Genomic DNA, 19145 nt, shown 5'->3' on the forward strand with positions numbered 1-19145 from the left:
AGTACAGTTGAGTGCAGAACGCTCAACTAGCCGATTGTTGAGCAGGCTTCCGGCACGTAGACCGCCCAGCGGACAGCTGTCAGGTGCAATCTCCAACATCGGCCATTGAAAGGAAACAAGATATGTCACGTGCAGTAGGTATCGACCTCGGAACCACCAACTCCGTGGTCTCTGTTCTCGAAGGTGGCGAGCCCACAGTTATCGCCAACGCAGAAGGCGGCCGCACCACGCCGTCGGTGGTTGCGTTCTCCAAGTCCGGCGAAGTCCTGGTTGGCGAAATCGCCAAGCGCCAGGCCGTCAACAACATCGACCGCACTATCGCTTCGGTCAAGCGCCACATGGGCACCGACTGGAACGTCGCCATCGATGACAAGAAGTACACGCCGCAGGAAATCTCCGCGCGTATCCTCATGAAGCTCAAGAACGACGCCGAGAGCTACTTGGGTGAAAAGGTCACCGACGCCGTGATCACCGTTCCGGCCTACTTCAACGACGCCGAGCGCCAGTCCACCAAGGAAGCCGGCGAAATTGCAGGCCTCAACGTCCTCCGCATTGTCAACGAGCCCACCGCGGCTGCACTGGCCTACGGCTTGGACAAGGGCAAGGAAGACGAACTCATCCTGGTCTTCGACCTCGGTGGCGGAACCTTCGACGTCTCCCTCCTCGAAGTTGGCAAGGATGAAGACAACTTCTCCACCATTCAGGTCCGTGCAACCGCGGGCGACAACCGCCTCGGTGGCGACGACTGGGACAACCGCGTTGTCGAGTGGCTCCTGAGCCAGCTCAAGGTCAAGGGCATCGACCTCTCCAAGGACAAGATCGCCCTTCAGCGTCTCCGTGAAGCTGCCGAGCAGGCCAAGAAGGAACTGTCCTCCTCCACCAGCACCAACATCTCCCTCCAGTACCTCTCCGTCACCCCCGACGGCCCGGTTCACCTGGACGAGCAGCTCACCCGCGCCAAGTTCCAGGACCTCACCAAGGACCTGCTGGACCGCACCAAGAAGCCGTTCAACGACGTCATTGCCGAAGCCGGCATCAAGGTTTCTGACATCGACCACATCGTGCTCGTCGGTGGCTCCACCCGTATGCCTGCTGTTTCCGAGCTCGTCAAGGAACTCGCCGGCGGCAAGGAACCCAATAAGGGCGTCAACCCGGATGAAGTTGTGGCCGTTGGCGCCGCACTCCAGGCCGGTGTCCTGAAGGGTGAGCGCAAAGACGTCCTCCTCATCGACGTCACCCCGCTGTCCCTCGGCATCGAAACCAAGGGTGGCGTCATGACGCACCTGATCGAGCGCAACACCGCTATCCCCACCAAGCGTTCCGAGACCTTCACCACTGCTGACGACAACCAGCCGTCCGTGGCCATCCAGGTCTTCCAGGGCGAGCGTGAATTCACCCGCGACAACAAGCCGCTGGGCACGTTCGAACTGACCGGCATCGCTCCGGCACCGCGTGGCGTTCCGCAGGTTGAGGTCACCTTCGACATCGACGCAAACGGTATTGTCCACGTGTCCGCCAAGGACAAGGGCACCGGCAAGGAACAGTCCATGACCATCACCGGTGGCACGGCACTGTCCAAGGACGACATCGACCGCATGGTCCGTGAAGCCGAAGAGCACGCCGCAGAGGACAAGGCCCGCCGCGAAGCTACGGATACCCGTAACTCCGCTGAGCAGCTCGCCTACTCCGTGGACAAGCTGATCGCCGACAACGACGACAAGCTGCCTGAGGAAGTCAAGACCGAGGTCAAGGCCGACGTCGACGCCCTCAAGTCCGCGCTGGAAGGCACTGACGACGCAGCCGTGAAGACTGCGTTCGAGAAGCTCCAGGCCTCCCAGACCAAGCTCGGCGAAGCGATCTACTCGCAGGCTGCCGCAGCTGACGCTCCGGGTGCCGGTGCTGAAGGCGCTCCTGCCGGTGAGAAGGCTGCTGACGAAGACATCGTGGACGCAGAAATCATCGACGAAGACGAAGCGAAGAAGTAGCCATGCCTCACCACGGCAACGAAGCAGAGCACTCAGAAGGCAACGAGCCGCGCAAGCCTGTCATTCGGGACAACCGCAAGGTTGACCCGGAGACCGGCGCGGCCCGTCACCCGGACAGCGAAGCTGCGGCCCCGGCCGAAGGCAACGCTGCTCCCACGGACGGCGACGCACTCTCCCAGGCTGAGGAAATCCTCAACGGGGTAGAGGTGCCGGCCGAGGAATCGGTAGCCTCCGGTGCCGCGGCGGAAGCCCAGGCAGCGGAGCTCCGCAACGATCTCCTCCGCCTTCAGGCTGAGTACGTCAACTACCGCAAGCGCGTTGAACGCGACCGCGCCGTAGCAGGAGAGATGGCCGTCATTGGCGTCCTGAACTCGCTGCTCCCGGTGCTGGACGACGTCGACGCCGCCCGCCAGCACGGTGACCTCGAAGACGGCCCCTTCGCCGCGATCGCCACCAAACTGGAAAACGCGCTGAAGACGTACGGACTGGAACGCATCGCAGATACCGGAGTCGAATTCGACCCCACCATCCACGAGGCACTCATCCAGCAGCCCGGCGAAGACATCGAGGTTGACACTGTCAGCCAGGTGCTGCGCTCCGGATACCGCTCCGGCGAGCGGGTCCTGCGTGCAGCCCAGGTCATCGTCGCGGTTCCGGCTTAGTACACCTCTCGAGATGGCAGTTCGTGACAGTGTTTGAGTAAAACATTGGCGCGAACTGCCATCTCGTTCCGCCCCCCAACGAAAGGAAACGCTCTTGGCCAGCCAGGACTGGGTTGAAAAGGATTTTTACGCGATCCTTGGTATTGCCAAGGACGCGTCCGACGCGGATATCAAGAAGGCTTACCGCAAGCTGGCCCGCGAGCATCACCCTGATACGAACTCGGGCGATGCTGCTGCGGAGAAGAAGTTCAAGGACATCTCCGAGGCTTACTCGGTGCTGTCCAACCCCGAGGACCGCCAACAGTACGATGCCATCCGTGCCATGGGTGGTGCCCGGTTCGCTCCGGGTGCCGGTGCCGGCCGCGGTGGTGCCGGAGCCAACGGCGGGTTTGAGGATCTCTTTGGCGGTCTGTTCGGCGGCGGACCGGGTGCCCGTCAACCTGCAGGCGGCGGCATTCCCCCCGAGTTTGCTGACCTGTTCGGCGGTGGTTTCGGCGGAGCGGGCCCCACAGGGTTCCAGCGTGCGCCGCAAAAGGGCGCAGACCGTACGGCCACCACGTCCATCTCGTTTGCCGGTTCCATCAAGGGCACCACTGTGAGCTTGCGTGAGAGCAACGGCAACGTGATCGACGTCAAGATTCCCGCCGGCATCAAGGACGGGCAGAAAGTCCGTCAGCGCGGTAAGGGCAACGCCGGACCTGCCGGCAATGGCGACCTCATCATCACGGTGAGCGTAAAGCCCCACGACTTTTTCCACCGCGACGGCGACAACATCCGCATCCATGTGCCCGTCACGTTTGCCGAAGCGGCGCTGGGCGCCACTATTGAGGTGCCAACGCTCGACGGCGACACCGTCAAGGTGCGTGTACCGGCGGGAACCCCCTCGGGCCGTACCCTCCGGGTGAAGGGCCGTGGCGTGAAGACGTCCAAGTCCAGCGGCGACCTCCTGGTGACAATCGACGTCGCGGTTCCGCAGAACCTGAACAAGGAAGCAGAGGAAGCCGTGAAGGCTTTCGCCGCGGCCACCACTGACGCCAACCCGCGTCACGACCTGGCCGCAAAGGCCCGGTTGTAAGGAGGCGGTCATGGCAATCGACGTCAACCAGCCGATCTTTGTCATCTCCGTGGCTGCGGAGCTTGCCGACATGCATCCGCAGACGTTGCGCCAGTACGACCGTTTGGGCATCGTGTCGCCCAGCCGTGCTCCCGGCAAGTCCCGCCGCTACTCGCAGAACGACGTCAACAAACTGCGGGAGGTCCAGCGCCTCTCGCAGTCCGGCGTCTCCCTTGAAGGCATCAAACGCATCCTTGACCTCGAAAACCAGGTTGCTGCGCTGCAGTACCGGGTGGCCGAGCTGACGGAGGAACTATCGCGCCGCCGTTCACCGGTGGATGCGCGGATATTCGCGGCCGGTGCGGCCGGCGACGTCGTCAGCCTTGCCCGTGGGCAAAGGCCCCGCGCGCGATCTCAGGCAGTTGTGGTGTGGCGGCCGCGGCAGGGCGAGAACCTTTAGGGCCCTGCGCCCTTTCGGCTACGGCAGAGTCCTGTCCCAACTGACCACTACCCGGGCAGCGCCTGCTTCCGTCCGTTCCACGTCCACCACAATTTGCGACTCCCTGGCTCCCATGTCCCGGATCTGCTGCTTGTAGTTCTCCACGTGTTCCAGCAGTGACGCCTCAGTCCATTCTCCCGGGCGCATCCTGGTGGAGATTTCCACCGGCTCTTCCGGGACCAGGATTTCCGCGGGCTGTTCCACATGGGGCTGTGAAGCATCGTCTCTTTGCGCCCGGGAAGCGCCTGTTGCCTCACGGGGACTTGCTTCGCGGGGACTTGCTCCGCGGCGACTTGCTTCACGGCGACGGTCCGTCGCTGGCTCGGGCTCTCCCGGCGGCACCAGCATGCGGAAGCCGAAAACTCCACCGGCTATCCCAGCGACGAGACCGGCCGCGATAAGCCAAATGGCCCTTCCAGGTCCGCGGCGCCTGGGAACCGCCTGGATGGTGTTCGTTGCTTTCTTAGCGCTTGGTCGTGCCATGGGAGTTCAACTTTCCATTCGGCGGGTGGGGGTTCCATGCTCGTGGTGTGTCAGAATCGTGCCCCTCCATCGTAAGCATGCTTAGGACCTTTGGTAAGAACGGGGCATCGGGAAGATAATAAAGGCATGGCACGGCAAGCAGCGCTCGTGCTGATGTTCCGAGCATCGACGCAACGTTGGCGGCCCTGCTCATGTGGTGAGGAACTCCGATGTCGTTGTCGGAAGAAGAACGCAGGAGCTTGGAAGAGCTGGAGCGGGATCTCGCTTCGACGGATCCCGACCTCGCCTATGAGCTGAAGTCCGGCCGGCCGCGAGGAGCCGTGGCACGTACCGTTCTTGGCACTGTGGCCGTTATTGCCGGCTTCGTCATGGTCATCGCCGGGATCATCACCCAAGTGGTCATCCTGGGCGTGGTGGGGTTCCTGTTGGCAAGCGGAGGAGCTTACTGGCTCTTCGCCGGGACGTCGCTGCGGAGACGATTACTACCGCACGACGACGACCCGGCGCCTTAGCTTCTTCGGTACGTTAGCGCTTCCGGAACCTGAATCGGTCCGGTGCGGCGGCGGTGCTACGGAACCGGGGGCACCGGCGGTTGGACAGGAGTTTCCGGCTGCTTGACCGGCTCAGGTTCCCCCGGAGGCAGCATGGTACGCCAAGCAAATACCGCGCCGGCTCCCAGCAGGGCAGCAGCAATGGCGGTGAACCATATGGCCCGTCCGGAACTGCGCTGCGTGGTCTTTCGGCTAAGAGCCTGCGTGGTCCTCTTAACTGCCCTCTCGGCAGTGCGCCTTGCTTCCTTGGCGGCCTTCTTGTTCCCGGTCAACGTGAGCATTACGCCTTGAACCACGGACGGGACGTCGGCGTGGTTGATCCGGCCTAAAGCCCACCTCACCACTGCATCTGTCTGCGCGGATGTGCCCTCCGTTGCATGCGATACCCACTCCCGTGCAAGATCCTGGGCGGCGGGAATGATGCTTTGCGCTTTGTACATGCTGAACTCCTCACGTAGGAAGACGACTTGGTTGCCAGCCTACGCCGGAGCACCTGCGACCAACAGGTACCCCAGCGAGGCGAAGCAGCTGGAAGGTTAGTTCCGAACCACTGATGCCAGTTCCACCGGGTTCTCCAGCCCGGCCCAGTGTCCGTTGAGAATCAGGTCCCCGTGAAGCTCCGGGGCTGCGGCCGTATTGGCTGAAGCATCCGCTGCCACGTCCAGAACCCGGGTGACCTTCAACCGCAGCTCGCCTGCATCAATGATGGTTACGCCGCTACCGGATACCGGCGCCGAAGCACTCAAGGCGGGGACGCCGCCGTCGAGCTTTCCGCTGCCTTTCACCGTGACGGTGCTGGGGCGGGGCTCGGGCTCGCCGTCCACAATGAGCTCGGCTTCTTTCTGGCCGGTGAGGATGGCGGTGGCGAGGACCTTGACGTAGACGGGGTCGGCGCAGGCGTCGTAGACCCAGCGCTTGCCCAGGACCGAGTGGTCCATGGTGCCGATGAGCCACTCCTCCGCCCCGGCCAGCTCGTAGCCGCGGTAGCTGAGGGGAACCTGGTAGACGCGCTCTCCGGCGGTGACAACGTGCGTTTCGAGGCCCACCTCACCGGCAGGATCATCAAAGCGGTAGGCGCCAATGAGCTCCGGTGAACCATCCTGGATGAACCAGGGCTGCTTCGGGAGGTAGTCGGCGATGAGTTCGAGCTTGGACGGGGACAGGGTTGCCTTGTAAATGAGCGCCATGCTCCCCAGCCTAGGGCAGGGGGAGCGCGGCACCCTCAAGACCAGCGGGCTGGTGGGCTTTGCTACGCGTCCGGATTGGTCACCAGGGAGCCTCGTGCGGCGCCCACCATGCCTTCGACGGCGTGGGCCAGATGAGTGCCGCGATCGTTGACGCCGTCCCAACGGACCAGTGCTTGTGCATTCAGGCCGTCCACCATGCCGAGGATCTGCCATGCGACGGCGGCAGGATCGGAAACGCTGAAGGCGCCGGTCGCATTTCCCTCCTCCACCACTCCTTGGAAAACCTTCTGCCAGGCATCCATCTGCTCGCGGACTGAAGCAGCCAACGTTTCGTTGCGGCGGCCCAGCGTCCAGGCTTCCACCCAGATTGCGGTGACGTCCAGCCTGCTGTTGTCCAACAGAGTTTCCACCAGCAGGGCCAAGCGTTCGGATGGTCCGGGGAGTTGGCTCAGGAGGGCCGCAACTTCTTGTGTTTCTGCGGCCACGATGGTGGCGAAGGTGCTTGAAACGAGCGCGTCCATGGTGGGCTGGTAGTGCGCCACGAGCCCGGAAGCTACGCCCACGCGGGCGGCGACATTGCGCAACGTGAGCGCTGTGAGGCCGGCCTCGAGGGCTATTTCGCGGGCGGCTTCGGTGATTTCCGCGGCGCGCTCTGCCGGTGACTTGCGGACTGCGCGTTTCTGCTGGGTGCTTGACATCAAGGACCAGTCTAGATTAAGTTTTCACCATTGTTGATCGAGTGATCAACAAGAAGATTGCTACAACGTGTCAGAAGACAAAGGAGTCACCCATGGCTTGGAGAATGCCGGCCGAAACCGCACCGCATGAGCGCACCTGGATGGCGTTCCCCCGCACCGGCCTGACCCTCGGCGACGACCCCGCCTCCGCCGAAGAGGCCTACGGGGCGTGGACCGCCGTCGCCCATGCGGTAGCCGAATTCGAACCGGTCACCATGGTGGTGGACCCCAGCGAGCGTGATCGTGCTGCCCGCATGCTGGGCAGCGGCATCGAGCAAGTTGAAGTGCCGCTGGATGAGTTCTGGATGCGCGACGTCGGACCCACCTTTGTGCTCGACGACGAACGTCCCGGCGTGCTTGGCGCGGTGGACTGGATCTTCAACGGCTGGGGCGCGCCTGCATGGTCCGAATGGCAGAAGAGTGCCGGCATGGGCCGTTTCGTTGCGGAACAATCCGGCGCTGAACTGGTCAGCTCCCTTCTGGTTAATGAGGGCGGCGCCATCCACGTAGACGGCGAAGGCACTGTGCTGATCACCGAAACGGTACAGCTTGATCCGCGCCGAAACCCCTACGCGGACAAGGCTGCAGTGGAGGCTGAATTAGCTCGCACCATCGGGGCCACCAAGGTCATCTGGGTTCCCCGCGGCCTGACCCGCGATTACGAGGACCTGGGCACCCGGGGCCACATCGACATGGTGGCCACCCTCCCCACCCCCGGCCGGATCCTGTTGCACTCCCAAACCAACCCTGAGCACCCGGACTACCAGGTCAGCCGCACTCTCCAGTCATTCCTGGAAACCCAAACGGACGCGGCCGGCAAACCGTTCGAGATCATCCCGCTGCCCGCGCCGGAAACGCTGCGCGACGAAGACGGCTTTGTGGACTGGAGCTACGTCAACCACCTCGTGGTCAACGGCGGCGTCATCGCGTGCGGCTACGGCGAAGAACGTGCCGACTCCCTCGCGGCAGAAATCCTGGCCGAGGCCTACCCCGGCCGCCGTGTTGTCACCGTGGACGCACGCCCCATCCTCGCCCGCGGCGGCGGTATCCACTGCATCACCCAGCAGCAGCCCCTTCTCGTTCCAACACAAACCAGTGGAGGTGCAGTGTAATGGCCCCCTTCGACGTCGTTGAAGCCTCCATCGCGCAGTTGCGCGCGGCGCTGGAAGCCGGAGAGGTGACCAGCGAACAGCTCACGCAGGCGTACCTTGACCGCATTGAGGCTTACGACCACAACGGCATCAAACTCAATGCGCTGGTGGTCATGAACCCCCATGCTTTGGACGACGCCAGGGCATCTGACGCTCGGCGGTCCAACGGGACTCTGAGGGGCCCGTTGGACGGCATACCCTACACAGCCAAGGACAGCTACCTGGCCAAGGGCCTTACTGCCGCAGCCGGATCACCGGCGTTCGAGCACTTGGTGGCGCAGCGTGATGCCTTCACCATCGAGCGCCTACGGGATGCCGGTGCGGTGCTGATCGGCCTCACCAACATGCCGCCCATGGCCAACGGCGGCATGCAACGTGGCGTCTACGGACGCGCCGAAAGCCCCTACAACGCAGAGTTCCTGACTGCAGCGTTCGGTTCCGGTTCCTCCAACGGGTCCGGGACCGCGACAGCGGCAAGCTTCGCCGCTTTCGGTCTTGGCGAGGAGACCTGGTCAAGTGGCCGCGCACCGGCGTCGAACAATGCCCTGTGCGCTTACACGCCCTCCCGAGGCGTCATCTCCGTGCGCGGCAACTGGCCGCTGGTCCCCACCATGGACGTGGTGGTCCCGCACACCCGCACTATGGCGGACATGCTGGAGCTGCTGGACGTGATCGTGGCCGACGACGCCGAGACCCGCGGCGACTTCTGGCGCGCACAGCCATGGGTTCCCATCCCGAAGTCCTCCGAGGTCCGGCCGGAGTCATACGTGGCTCTGTCCGTGGAAGACGCCGACGGCGGACAGCTGGCGTTGCGGGGAAAGCGGTTCGGAGTGCCGCGCATGTACATCAACGCAGACCCCGACGCCGGAACCAGCGCTCAGCCGGGCATCGGCGGACCCACCGGGCAGCGCATCGAGACGCGGGCTTCCGTAATTGCCCTGTGGGAGGCGGCGAAGCGGGACCTTGAAGCAGCCGGTGCTGACGTTGTGCTGGTGGACTTCCCGGTGGTCTCAAACTATGAAGGCGACCGGCCCGGCGCACCCACTATCGCCACACGCGGCCTGGTCACCCCCGAATACCTCAAGCGCGAAATCGTGGACCTTTCCGCCTGGGCGTGGGACGACTTCCTGCGGGCCAACGGCGATCCCGCACTCAGCAGTCTCACGGACGTGGATGGCGCTTTGATTTTCCCGCATCCTGAAGGTGCCTTGCCTGACCGCTACGACGGATTCGACGACGACATTGCAGAGTATCCGGGGCACGTCCGTGAGCACGGAGTATCGCTCTTCACTGAGATTCCCGAGCTCGAAAGCGGAGTGCAGGGGCTCGAGGAGACACGGCGTGTGGATCTGGAGGAGTGGATGGACGGGCTTGGATTGGACGCTGTCCTGTTCCCGGCTGTCGCGGATGTTGGTCCTGCCGACATGGACGTCAACCCTGATTCCGCGGACCTCGGCTGGCGGAATGGTGTGTGGGTGGCCAACGGGAACCTTGTCCCGAGGCACTTGGGCATTCCCACGGTGACTGTACCCATGGGAACCATGGCGGATATCGGCATGCCCGTGGGCCTCACCTTCGCCGGCCGCGCTTACGACGACAATGCCCTGCTGGCGTTGGCCGCCGCCTTCGAAGCCACCGGTTCACGGCGAACGGCACCACCCCGTACGCCTGCCTTGTAGCGGGTTCGGCGGCGGGCAAGCAGGACCTAATGCGTGATGCGGCCGCTGCTCTGATTACAATCAAAGGGACGTCGACCACTGAGGGAATCATGAAGAAACTCACCACTGTCCTGATCGCTGCCGGGCTCATCGCCTCGGCATCCGCCTGTTCCGCCCAGCAGCAGCTGACCACCGCGGAAACCTGCGACCGCGTGGGTGTCGCCGCCGCCGGCATTCCCCAGAACGCGAGCAAGACCGCCACCAACCGCGTAGCCAACGCCATTCGGCCCATCGAATCGGTGGCTTCCACCGAGATGAAGCCGGTTGTCACCGCCATTCTGGATTTCCTGGATGAGCAGGCCAAGGAGGAGCCGAGCGAGGAGAAGCTGGGCGAGCTTTCCGCGGCCTACCAGGAAGCAGGAACGAAGTACGGCGAGCTCTGCCGCGGCTAATGACGCCCGCGCGCTGAACATTCAACCGCTGAACACGCAGCGTCGCTGAATACGCAGAAGGGGACCGGCTCACCAGCCGGTCCCCTCCTGCGTCCCCAACCCTCCATCACTTCCCGTGCCTTATTCCGGGACCCTCTTTCACTTCCCGTGCCTTATTCCGGGACCCTCTTTCACTTCCCGTGGCTTATTCCGGGACGCTCCATCACCTCCCGTGGCTTATTCCGGGACGCTCTTTCGCTTCCCGTGCCTTAATCCGGCACCCTCCATCACTCCTCTAAGGAAAGTGAGCGATGGTTGCCCCTCAAGCGCGCGGGATGTGATGGAGGTGCGGTCGTATGGTTTTCTGAGACAGCTTGATGGGAGATTCGCTTCAGATGACCACGCCCAGAAGAAAATATGATGCTGCGTTCCGTGAGGAAGCAGTGCAGCTGGTTTTGTCCACTGATCGGTCGGTAAAACAGGTAGCTGAGGAGATCGGGGTGAAGGAAAGCACGTTGGGCAACTGGCTTGCGCGGGCCCGTCAGCGTTCCCCTGGTGGTCCGACACTGGTCCCGGTGCCCGATCGTGGGCCCGTGGAATGGGAAGAGCACCAGAAGGCTTTGGCCGAGAACGAGCGGTTGAAGGCTGAGGTTGAGTTCCTGGGAAAAGTCAGCGCCTTCTTTGCCGCGAAGCAAAAGTAGAGGACTTCTACGAGTTCATCGAAGCGGAGAAGGCCAACCATTCGGTGGTGTGGCTGTGCAGGGCGTTGAAGGTTTCCCGGGCCTCGTTTTACCGGTGGCGGAATCCCGCAGGCCCGCCGCCAAGGGTGGTACGGCACGAGCAGCTCGCTGCGGCGGTGACCACGCTTTACACGAAAGAGGAAGGCCGTGCGGGCCGGGACCAGCTCACCCTCCTTTTGAACGAGGGCGGGGTGAAGGTCTCAGCCCCGACGGTGGGTGCGATCATGCGCGAGCACGGGCGGCGGGCAGTCCGCACCCGGGCTTGGAAGGCCACCACGGTCCAGGACCCGCAGGCCAAAACAGCTCATATTGAGAACCACATGCTCGACGCTAAGGGCAATCGGGACTTCACCTCAACAGTGCCCGGAACCCGTCTCGTTGGTGACATCACCTACCTGCGCACCGGTGAGGGCTGGCTCTACCTTGCCACCGTCATTGACCTGTTTTCGGGCATGGTGATCGGCTGGTCCATGGCCGCACACATGCGCGCTAGCCTGTGCACCGCGGCCCTGCAGATGGCCCGGAACCATGGGCATCTGACCGGGACCTCGGTGGTGTTCCATTCAGACCGGGGAACCCAGTACACCTCTGATGAATTCCAGAGATGGTGCGGCGATCACGGGGTCACCCAGTCCATGGGCAAGGTCGGGGTGTGCTGGGATAACGCGGTCGCGGAAAACTTCTTCTCCCACCTAAAAACCGAGTTCTACCACCACCAACGCTATGATTCCCGGCTCGCTGCCCGCACCGGAGTCATGGACTACATCGAAGCCTGGTACAACCGCCGCCGGCCCAACCGCAGAGCAGGTGGCATCCCACCAGCCAAAGCCCACACCCAATACCAAACCCACGCCCACCAACCCCTGGCCGCCTAACCCAAAACAAACAACGAACCTGTCTCAAAAAGTTGACGAACGCAAGGGTTGGGTTTTGGTGCGTGGGATGTGATGGAGGGTTGGGTTTTGGCGCGTGGGATGCGATGGAGGGTTGGGTTTTGGCGCGTGGGATGTGATGGAGGGTTGGGTTTTGGCGCGTGGGATGTGATGGAGGGTTGGGTTAAAGGGCGCGGGATGTGATGGAGGGTTACTTTTCGTCGGGGCCGAGATCGGGCTCGACGACGAAACTCACCTCACGCGTGGCGCTTCCGTGGAGTTCCAGGATGGCGAGCTCGTTGGCGCCTTCACGGATCAGCGGACCGGGAACGTATAGCGTTCGCTGCGGCCCGCGGCTCCAGTAGCGGCCGAGGTTGAAGCCGTTGATGAAGGCATTGCCCTTGGTCCAACCGTCCAGGCGGAGGAAACGGTCGCGCGGGCCGTCCGCTTCAAAAGTGGCAAAGGAGATGGACGGACCGCCCACGCCGGCGTCCACATCACCTGCGGGAAGGGGCAGGGCAGTGGTCCGGAAGGCGTCCAGCGAGGCCAGGTCAACAGCACCGACTTTCCAGTCCAACACCTCCACACCATTTAGCAGTGCAGGCCCTATCAGCCCTTTGGCCTCGCCGATCCTCTGCCCGTAATTCACCCGGCCCTGATCCTCCAGAAGGACCTGGAGGCGGCCACCACCGGGGATGACAATGGCACGCTCGCCCTGTTCCCGGCTCAGGACGCCCACGGGCACGCCGTCCAGGAAGAACTGGGCACGGTCCCGCACCTCGGAGAAGGACAAGACTCCTCCGGCCGGAAGCGAGACCTCGTACAGATAAAAGCCGCGGTACTGCCCGGTCATCTCGACAGGAGGAACGGCTCCGGGCGCCAAGGACGTAGCCAAGGACGTAGCCGCAGCAGCGGAGAGCAACGGCGTGGTCGCCGAGACAGAAACGGTAGAAGCCGGGGCAGGAACCCGACCGACAGGCACCTCCGCTGGAACCGGGAAGTGCTTGGCAATGACGTCCCGGAATGCAAAGTACTTGGCCGTGGGGTGTCCGTCTTCGGAGAGCGGTGCGTCGTAGTCGTAGGAGGTGATGGTGGGCTCGTAAATGCCCTTGTGGTTCGCACCGTTGGTGAACCCGGAGTTGGTGCCGCCGTGGAACATGTAGATGTTCACTGAAGCACCTGCGGTCAGCAGCGCGTCCAGTTCGGCGGCGGAAACAGCGGCGTCGGTGGTGTGGTGGTGCGTTCCCCAGTTATCGAACCAACCGTTCCAGAACTCGGCGCACATCAGGGGTCCGGTAGGCTGCCGCTCCCGCAGGAAACCGAGCCGCTCAAGCGAACGGGAGCCGAACGTTCCAGTCTTGTGGAGTTCCGGCAGTGAGCCGTCCTCGATCATGGTCCCGAACGGCTGATCGCAGGTGAACAGCGGGATATCAACACCCAGACGCTTGGACAGGTCAACTAAATGCTGCAGATACGCCTTGTCGCTGCCATAAGCGCCGTATTCGTTCTCGATCTGGAACATGATCACGGGGCCGCCCTGCGTAATCTGCCGCGGCACCACCAGAGCCAGGACGGCTTCCATGTAGGAGGAAACTGCGGCGAGATAGCCGGGCTCACTGCTGCGCACGCCAACAGTGGGGTCGGTGAACAGCCAGGCGGGCAGCCCTCCGTTGTCCCATTCGGCGCAAATATAGGGACCTGGCCGGACAATCGCGTGCATCCCGGAATCGGCCACCAAGTCAAGGAACCGGCCAAGATCCAGCGCGCCGTCGGCAACAAAAGCGCCGGGAGAGGGTGAATGCTCATTCCACGGCACGTACGTCTCGATGGTGTTCAGCCCCATCAGCCGGGCCTTCTCAATCCGGTCCGCCCACAGATCGGGGTGAACCCGGAAGTAGTGGATGGCGCCGGAGAGGATGCGGAAGGGCCGATCATTCAGGAGGAAGTCCTGATCTCCGATTTCGAACGTGTCCAAGAAATGGTCCTAACAGTATTACGGGGTGCGGAGCACGGCGTGGAAAACGTAGGAGGCGTTGCTCCAAATCACGAACAGCAGCGGCGCCGGTGCCAGCGCGATGCCCAGGACAGGTTGCAGCACTGCCGCGGAAACGATGATCCCCAGCAGGATCAGCATGGCCAGGCTGAGGTACCAGCGCTGAACGGCCAGATACAGCGAGGCCTTGAGGATGCCTTTCAGCCTCGCCTCAGGCAGAAGTACGACGCCGGCAATCGCCGTGACGGAAAGGGTCACCGTCACGGCGGCTGCTACTACGATCAGCGGCACCAGAAGGGCCGCGCCGGGAATCGCCGCTGCATTGTTCTGGATGACGGCCAAGTCCACGCCGAGGAACAGCAGCATGGCCACGGCCCCCACGCCAAGCAGTGCGGCTTTGGCAAAACTGCGCTTGTATCCCCGAAGGAAAGCGGCAACCGGCTTGACCGCACCGCCGTCGTCGTTCAGAGCCTTGAAGGCGGCGAAGATGCCGGCGAGTGAGGGCGCAATGGTGACCGAGAGCGCCAGGAAGAACGGCCATGCAGCGGCGGGGTCGGCCACCAGCGAGAGGCTGAGGACCAGCGGGGCGTTGGCCACGGCGAGCAACGCGTTTCCGGCCAGGAAGGTGTAAATGAAGCCGAAAATGCTCCCGAAGGTTTCGAACCCCGGGCTGGCCCACCGCCGTCGCTTCTGCCCCGCCACAGTACTCATCCTTTCATCCCGCTGGTGGCGATGCCCTGGATGAAGTAGCGCTGGCCGATGAGGAAGATGATGAGGATGGGGATCACGGAGATCACAGAGCCGGTCATGATCATGGCGTACTCGGCGTCGAACTGGCCAACGAAGGACCGGAGGCCCAACTGGACAGTCCAGAGTCGGTTGGACGTGAGGTAGATGAACGGGCCCATGTAGTCGTTCCACGTGTTCACGAACGTGAGCAGTGCCAGGCTGGCGAGGGCGGGCTTGGACAGGGGCAGGATCACGCGGGCCCAGATGCCGTACTCGCTGAGGCCGTCAATGCGGGCCGCTTCGCAGAGCTCGTCCGGGATGGTCATGTAGTACTGGCGCATCAGGAACACACCGAAAGCGCCGAACGCCTGCAGCAGGATGAGGGCGTTGAAGCTGTTGGTCAGGCCAAGGTTCTGCATCATGATGTACTGCGGCACCATGTAGGCCTGCCACGGAACGGCGATGGTGCCAATGTAGGCAAGGAACAGGACGTCGCGGCCCGGGAAGCGGACCTTGGAGAAACCGTAGGCAGCCAGCGAGCCTGTGAGGACCTGGAGGCAGGTGATGATCACGGCGAGGTAGAGCGAATTTTGCAGGTAGCCCATCATGGGGATGCGGGTCCAGATGTCCGTGTAATTGCTCCACACGAACTCCTGCGGGATCCACTGGATGGGGACGGTGAGGACCTGGTTGTTTTCCTTCAGCGAGGAAGAGAGCATCCAGATGAACGGCACCATGAGCGCCACCACCAGGACCACCAGAACACCATAAATCACAATGTTTGCGGTGCGCTTCTTCTGTTCCCGCGGGGAACGCTTGCGGTCAGTACGACGACGGTCTTCCGCACTGGGTGCCCCGGACGGAGATGAGGCTGCGTCCGTCACATGAGTGGCTTTGAGGTCTTCGGCCATGTTGGTCATCAGCGTTCCCTCCGCTGTTGGATCTTGAACTGCAGGACGGTGACCGTCAGCACGATGATGAACAGGACCAGCGAAATGGCCGAGGAGTAGCCGAACTTACCTTCGCCAATGCCTTCCTGGTAGATCAGCTGGGACAGCACCGTGGTGGACCGCCCGGGGCCACCGTTGGTCATGACCACAATCAGGTCGAACACCTTGAAGCTGGAGACCGTCAGCATGACCACCACAAAGAACGTGGTGGGACGCAGGGACGGGATGGTGACGTTCCAGAAACGCTGCCACGCGCTGGCCCCGTCAACTTCGGCCGCTTCGTACAGCTCGGTGGGGATTGCCTGAAGACCGGCCAAGTACAGGACCATGTAGTAGCCCATGTCCCGCCACACACTGGTGATGATCACCGCAGGCATGGCCCAGTCCGAGCTGGAGGTCCAGCCGGGAGGATTGGCGATGCCGATTGCGCCGAGGAACTGGTTGATGGGGCCGCTGTCCGGGCTGAACAGCATGTTCCAAACCACTGCCACAGCCACCAGCGAGGTGATGTAAGGGAAGAAGATCGCTACCCGGAAGAAGCCGATGCCCTTGAGCTTGCGGTTCAGCAGCATGGCCAGCAGCAGTGCCAAAGCCATGGTGAGCGGCACATGGCCCAAGGCGTAGACAACGGTGTTCCGCAGGGCGATCCAGAAGGAATCGGAGGCGAACATGCGCTCGAAGTTGGCCAGGCCAATCCATTTGGGAGCGCTGAACGAGGTCCATTCCATGAAGGAGAGCGCGAAAGCGGCCACGACTGGAATGAGTGTGAAGGCCAGGAAGCCAAGGAAGTTCGGAAGGATGAACGTCCAGCCGATCAGCGTATTACGCCTGGCTTGCTTCCTGTTGCCGCGGCTCTGCACTGGGGCAGGTGCCTGGGGGATTGTTTCTGTAGTCATGATGACCGCTCCCGGGGGCGGGGGCGTTCCTCCATTTCAGGATCCGGAGAGTTCAGGTCCGGGTTCCGGTGCTGCGCCTCAAGGATGCAGCACCGGAACCGGGGAGAGTTACTTGCCAGGCGGGATTACTTGCCCAGCACTTCGCTCGTGACGCGCTTGCCCATCTCGGCAATGCCATCAGTGACGGAGCGCTCGCCCACCATGATCAGGTCGTGCTCCTGGTTGAGGATCTTGTCCGTGGCGGCTGACTTGTCGCTGACAGGCATTTCCAGCTCGGTGGTGTCCGGCGTGAAGGCCTTCTTGGACAGCTCGTCCGTGGGCATGCCATCGAGCTTGAAGTACTCAGCGGTGATGGCGTCGTTCTGCAGGGCCGGGACTACGCCGATCTTGGAGATCGCCTTGGCGCCTTCTTCTCCGGCGGCCCACTCGATGAACTTTTTGGCTTCATCGGAGTGGCTCGCGTTCTTGTTCACGGCGAAGGCCGTGGGCGAACCGAACGTGGTGACTTTGCCGTCGTCGTTCTTCTGCGGCATCGGGGCCAAGCCCCAGTTGACGTTGGTCTTGCCGTCCTTCTTTGCCTGGAGGATGCCGGCGATGTACCAGGTACCCATGGGCATCATGGCCGCCTGGCCGGACTCGAACATGGTGCGGTAGCTGGTCTTCTGGCTCTTGGCGGTGCCGAAGTCCAAGGTGGCTCCGGACTTCTGCAGGTCCAGCGCGGTGTTGTACTGGTCCTCCATGAAGCCGTAATCGCCGCTGTTCTGGTCAGCACCGTTCTGGGCTGCTGCGATGGCCTGGACCACTGAACGCCAAATGTGGTGGTAGGTGCCGTACGTCTTCTTACCGCCGGCCTCGGTGGAGAGCTTCTTGGCGATCTCGGTGTACTTTTCCCAGGTCAGGTCCTTGGGATCTTCAATTCCGGCAGCCTTGAACAGGTCCTTGTTGTAGTACAGGAGCCAAAAGTCCTGGCGGTAGGGGGCTGCGAAGTACTTGCCGTCAATGTTGAAGGCGTCCGTGCCGGCGAGGTTGTCCTTGCCCACCTTGTCTACAACGTCATTGATTTCCTGCAGCTGGCCGTTGTTGGCGTAGCGGGAGTAGTCGATCACGTTCTTCATGGTGAGCACGTCAGTGGTGTCACCGCCGGCCAGCATGGTGGTGACTTTCTGGGGGTAGTCATCGGCCAGGATGTCCACGGGCTCAATGTCGATGTTGGGATTGGCAGCCTCGTAGCTGTCAAAGAGGGCCTTGAACTCCGGGGTGCCCTCGTAGTTCCACACCGAAACGGTCAGCCGGGTTTTGCCTTCGGCCGCCTGCGGTTCGGCGGGACCGGCAGCGCCGGCACAGCCGGTGAGTCCGAGCCCTGCAGTCACCGCAAGGGCGATTGCGGCGAGGGTTGTGCGCTTCATTGCGTTCTCCTTTAGTACTGGGTTTAAGTTTGCCGTAGGTGCGGCTTGGTTGGTGCCGGGTGTTCTTGAGGGGATCTAGGCGCTGAGGCCGAGGTCCGCGTGGACTACTTGGGCAAGGAGGTCCTTGCCGGCGAGGTACCGCTCCAGGTCATCCAGTGCGGCATCTGACATCCGCCTGGTTTCAGTCCCGAGCGAACCTGCAATGTGCGGGGTGATGATCACGTTGGGGAGGTTGTACAGGGTGGATTCGGCGGGTAGAGGCTCGGGTTCGGTCACATCCAGCAGGGCAGTGATCCGTCCGGTGGCACACTCTTTCTCGAGGGCTTCAGTGTCCACGAGCGAACCGCGGGCGGTGTTGATGAGCGTCGCGTGGTCCTTCATGGACTGCAGCTCGGCGGTGCTGATCATGTTGCGGGTTTCCGGCAGTGCGGGTGCGTGGATGGTCACGACGTCGGATACGGGCAGGAGCTCCTCCAACGTCACCAGCTTGCCGCCCGCGGCGGCCACTTCACGCGGATCGGCATAAGGATCACTCACCAAGCAGGTGACGTCCTGGAGTTGCTGGACCAGTTGAACCACCCGGCGGCCTATCCGGGAGAACCCGATCACGCCGATCACCCGTCCGATGTTGCCCAATTCGCCGCGGTTACCTATGTAGCTCCAGTCTTCCCGGTAGGTGCGGGCGTCGTTGGCCAGCACGTGGGCCTTCTTGCCCGCGAGGACTATTGAAGCGAACGTGAACTCGGCTACCGGTATGGCATTGGCGTCGGCCCCGTTGGTTACGGTGATGCCGCGATCCCAGAGCTCCTCGCTGACGAAGCTGCGCACTGTTCCTGCACAGTGGAAAATTGCCCGGAGCTTGGGCATGCGCTCCAGACGCTCAGCATTGAGCTGCGGTACTCCCCAGCTGGTGAGGAGGATTTCCACCTCTTCCAGGCGACCCGTCAGTTCCGGGGTGTCCAAGGAATCCGTCCACGGCTGATCACCGAGATCAACCATTCCTGCCAGCCGCTCCAGTCGTGTGGAGTCGAACTGATCAGCAAAGGTTCCGCTATTCATGACCAGCAGTGCCTGGGGCTTGAGCGACATTGAGGGATCCTCCCTTCGAAGCTATCGGTGGCCTGTTCGACCGTGATTTATGTGTTGCATCACATCTAATAA

General features: G+C 62.6%; 20 protein-coding genes. 10 read left to right on the forward strand and 10 right to left on the reverse strand.

What is annotated here, in order from left to right; all coding sequences use genetic code 11:
* Positions 1 to 122: 122 nt before the first annotated feature.
* The 4 genes from dnaK to BACI9J_RS02435 all read left to right on the forward strand — a co-directional run bounded on the left by dnaK (position 123) and on the right by BACI9J_RS02435 (position 4161).
* On the forward strand, positions 123 to 1985 hold the full coding sequence (gene dnaK, locus BACI9J_RS02420) for a molecular chaperone DnaK (protein ID WP_159733014.1): 1863 nt from the start codon (positions 123 to 125) through the stop codon (positions 1983 to 1985).
* A 2-nt stretch (positions 1986 to 1987) separates the two neighbouring features.
* A complete protein-coding gene (locus tag BACI9J_RS02425; protein ID WP_159733015.1) occupies positions 1988 to 2647 on the forward strand; it encodes a nucleotide exchange factor GrpE in 660 nt (219 codons plus the stop codon).
* A 94-nt stretch (positions 2648 to 2741) separates the two neighbouring features.
* Positions 2742 to 3722, forward strand: a complete 981-nt coding sequence (locus tag BACI9J_RS02430) for a DnaJ C-terminal domain-containing protein (RefSeq protein ID WP_159733016.1) — start codon at positions 2742 to 2744, stop codon at positions 3720 to 3722.
* Positions 3723 to 3732: 10 nt separating this feature from the next.
* Positions 3733 to 4161, forward strand: coding sequence for a heat shock protein transcriptional repressor HspR (locus BACI9J_RS02435; RefSeq protein WP_141280640.1), 429 nt, complete (start codon positions 3733 to 3735; stop codon positions 4159 to 4161).
* A gap of 18 nt (positions 4162 to 4179) precedes the next feature.
* On the opposite strand, the gene BACI9J_RS24245 is transcribed toward BACI9J_RS02435, so the two are convergent.
* A complete protein-coding gene (locus tag BACI9J_RS24245; RefSeq protein WP_236558312.1) occupies positions 4180 to 4683 on the reverse strand; it encodes a hypothetical protein in 504 nt (167 codons plus the stop codon).
* A 209-nt stretch (positions 4684 to 4892) separates the two neighbouring features.
* Here BACI9J_RS24245 and BACI9J_RS02445 point away from each other — a divergent pair, with 209 nt between their 5' ends.
* Entirely contained in the window at positions 4893 to 5195 is a 303-nt protein-coding gene (locus BACI9J_RS02445) for a DUF3040 domain-containing protein (RefSeq protein WP_159733017.1), read from the forward strand.
* Positions 5196 to 5251: 56 nt separating this feature from the next.
* Here BACI9J_RS02445 and BACI9J_RS02450 read toward each other — a convergent pair whose 3' ends face one another.
* The 3 genes from BACI9J_RS02450 to BACI9J_RS02460 form a co-directional block, all read right to left on the reverse strand.
* A complete protein-coding gene (locus BACI9J_RS02450) occupies positions 5252 to 5674 on the reverse strand; it encodes a hypothetical protein (protein ID WP_159733018.1) in 423 nt (140 codons plus the stop codon).
* Positions 5675 to 5770: 96 nt separating this feature from the next.
* Positions 5771 to 6421 carry a CG0192-related protein gene (locus BACI9J_RS02455; RefSeq protein WP_159733019.1) on the reverse strand — a complete coding sequence of 217 codons (651 nt, stop codon included), beginning with the start codon at positions 6419 to 6421 and terminating at the stop codon, positions 5771 to 5773.
* Between the two features lie 62 nt (positions 6422 to 6483).
* Positions 6484 to 7119: a TetR/AcrR family transcriptional regulator gene (locus BACI9J_RS02460; RefSeq protein ID WP_159733020.1), complete on the reverse strand. Its 636-nt coding sequence runs from the start codon at positions 7117 to 7119 to the stop codon at positions 6484 to 6486.
* 92 nt (positions 7120 to 7211) lie between these two features.
* Between BACI9J_RS02460 and BACI9J_RS02465 the strand changes: the two genes are divergently transcribed.
* From BACI9J_RS02465 to BACI9J_RS02480, 5 genes are all read left to right on the forward strand, one after another.
* A complete protein-coding gene (locus BACI9J_RS02465; RefSeq protein WP_159733021.1) occupies positions 7212 to 8270 on the forward strand; it encodes an agmatine deiminase family protein in 1059 nt (352 codons plus the stop codon).
* Entirely contained in the window at positions 8270 to 9988 is a 1719-nt protein-coding gene (locus tag BACI9J_RS02470; protein WP_159733022.1) for an amidase, read from the forward strand. Before BACI9J_RS02465 ends, BACI9J_RS02470 begins: the two co-directional genes overlap by 1 nt.
* An 89-nt stretch (positions 9989 to 10077) precedes the next feature.
* On the forward strand, positions 10078 to 10419 hold the full coding sequence (locus BACI9J_RS02475; RefSeq protein WP_159733023.1) for a hypothetical protein: 342 nt from the start codon (positions 10078 to 10080) through the stop codon (positions 10417 to 10419).
* Positions 10420 to 10793: 374 nt separating this feature from the next.
* Complete coding sequence (locus tag BACI9J_RS24725) at positions 10794 to 11099, forward strand: transposase (RefSeq protein WP_442858628.1); 306 nt, start codon at positions 10794 to 10796, stop codon at positions 11097 to 11099.
* Between the two features lie 17 nt (positions 11100 to 11116).
* On the forward strand, positions 11117 to 12013 hold the full coding sequence (locus BACI9J_RS02480; protein ID WP_442858655.1) for an IS3 family transposase: 897 nt from the start codon (positions 11117 to 11119) through the stop codon (positions 12011 to 12013).
* Positions 12014 to 12221: 208 nt separating this feature from the next.
* Here BACI9J_RS02480 and BACI9J_RS02485 read toward each other — a convergent pair whose 3' ends face one another.
* From BACI9J_RS02485 to BACI9J_RS02510, 6 genes are all read right to left on the reverse strand, one after another.
* On the reverse strand, positions 12222 to 13985 hold the full coding sequence (locus BACI9J_RS02485; RefSeq protein ID WP_159733025.1) for a glycoside hydrolase family 35 protein: 1764 nt from the start codon (positions 13983 to 13985) through the stop codon (positions 12222 to 12224).
* Positions 13986 to 14003: 18 nt separating this feature from the next.
* Entirely contained in the window at positions 14004 to 14714 is a 711-nt protein-coding gene (locus BACI9J_RS02490; protein WP_159733026.1) for a DUF624 domain-containing protein, read from the reverse strand.
* Positions 14711 to 15652: a carbohydrate ABC transporter permease gene (locus tag BACI9J_RS02495; protein WP_159733027.1), complete on the reverse strand. Its 942-nt coding sequence runs from the start codon at positions 15650 to 15652 to the stop codon at positions 14711 to 14713. The genes BACI9J_RS02490 and BACI9J_RS02495 overlap by 4 nt, the downstream gene beginning before the upstream one ends.
* On the reverse strand, positions 15652 to 16578 hold the full coding sequence (locus tag BACI9J_RS02500; protein WP_024818234.1) for a carbohydrate ABC transporter permease: 927 nt from the start codon (positions 16576 to 16578) through the stop codon (positions 15652 to 15654). Before BACI9J_RS02500 ends, BACI9J_RS02495 begins: the two co-directional genes overlap by 1 nt.
* Before the next feature lie 125 nt (positions 16579 to 16703).
* Positions 16704 to 17984, reverse strand: a complete 1281-nt coding sequence (locus tag BACI9J_RS02505; RefSeq protein WP_159733028.1) for an ABC transporter substrate-binding protein — start codon at positions 17982 to 17984, stop codon at positions 16704 to 16706.
* A 75-nt stretch (positions 17985 to 18059) separates the two neighbouring features.
* On the reverse strand, positions 18060 to 19073 hold the full coding sequence (locus tag BACI9J_RS02510; RefSeq protein ID WP_159733029.1) for a hydroxyacid dehydrogenase: 1014 nt from the start codon (positions 19071 to 19073) through the stop codon (positions 18060 to 18062).
* Positions 19074 to 19145 lie beyond the last annotated feature (72 nt).

The sequence above is a fragment of the Arthrobacter sp. 9V genome, assembly GCF_902506065.1.
In the GTDB taxonomy this organism is placed as follows: domain Bacteria; phylum Actinomycetota; class Actinomycetes; order Actinomycetales; family Micrococcaceae; genus Arthrobacter.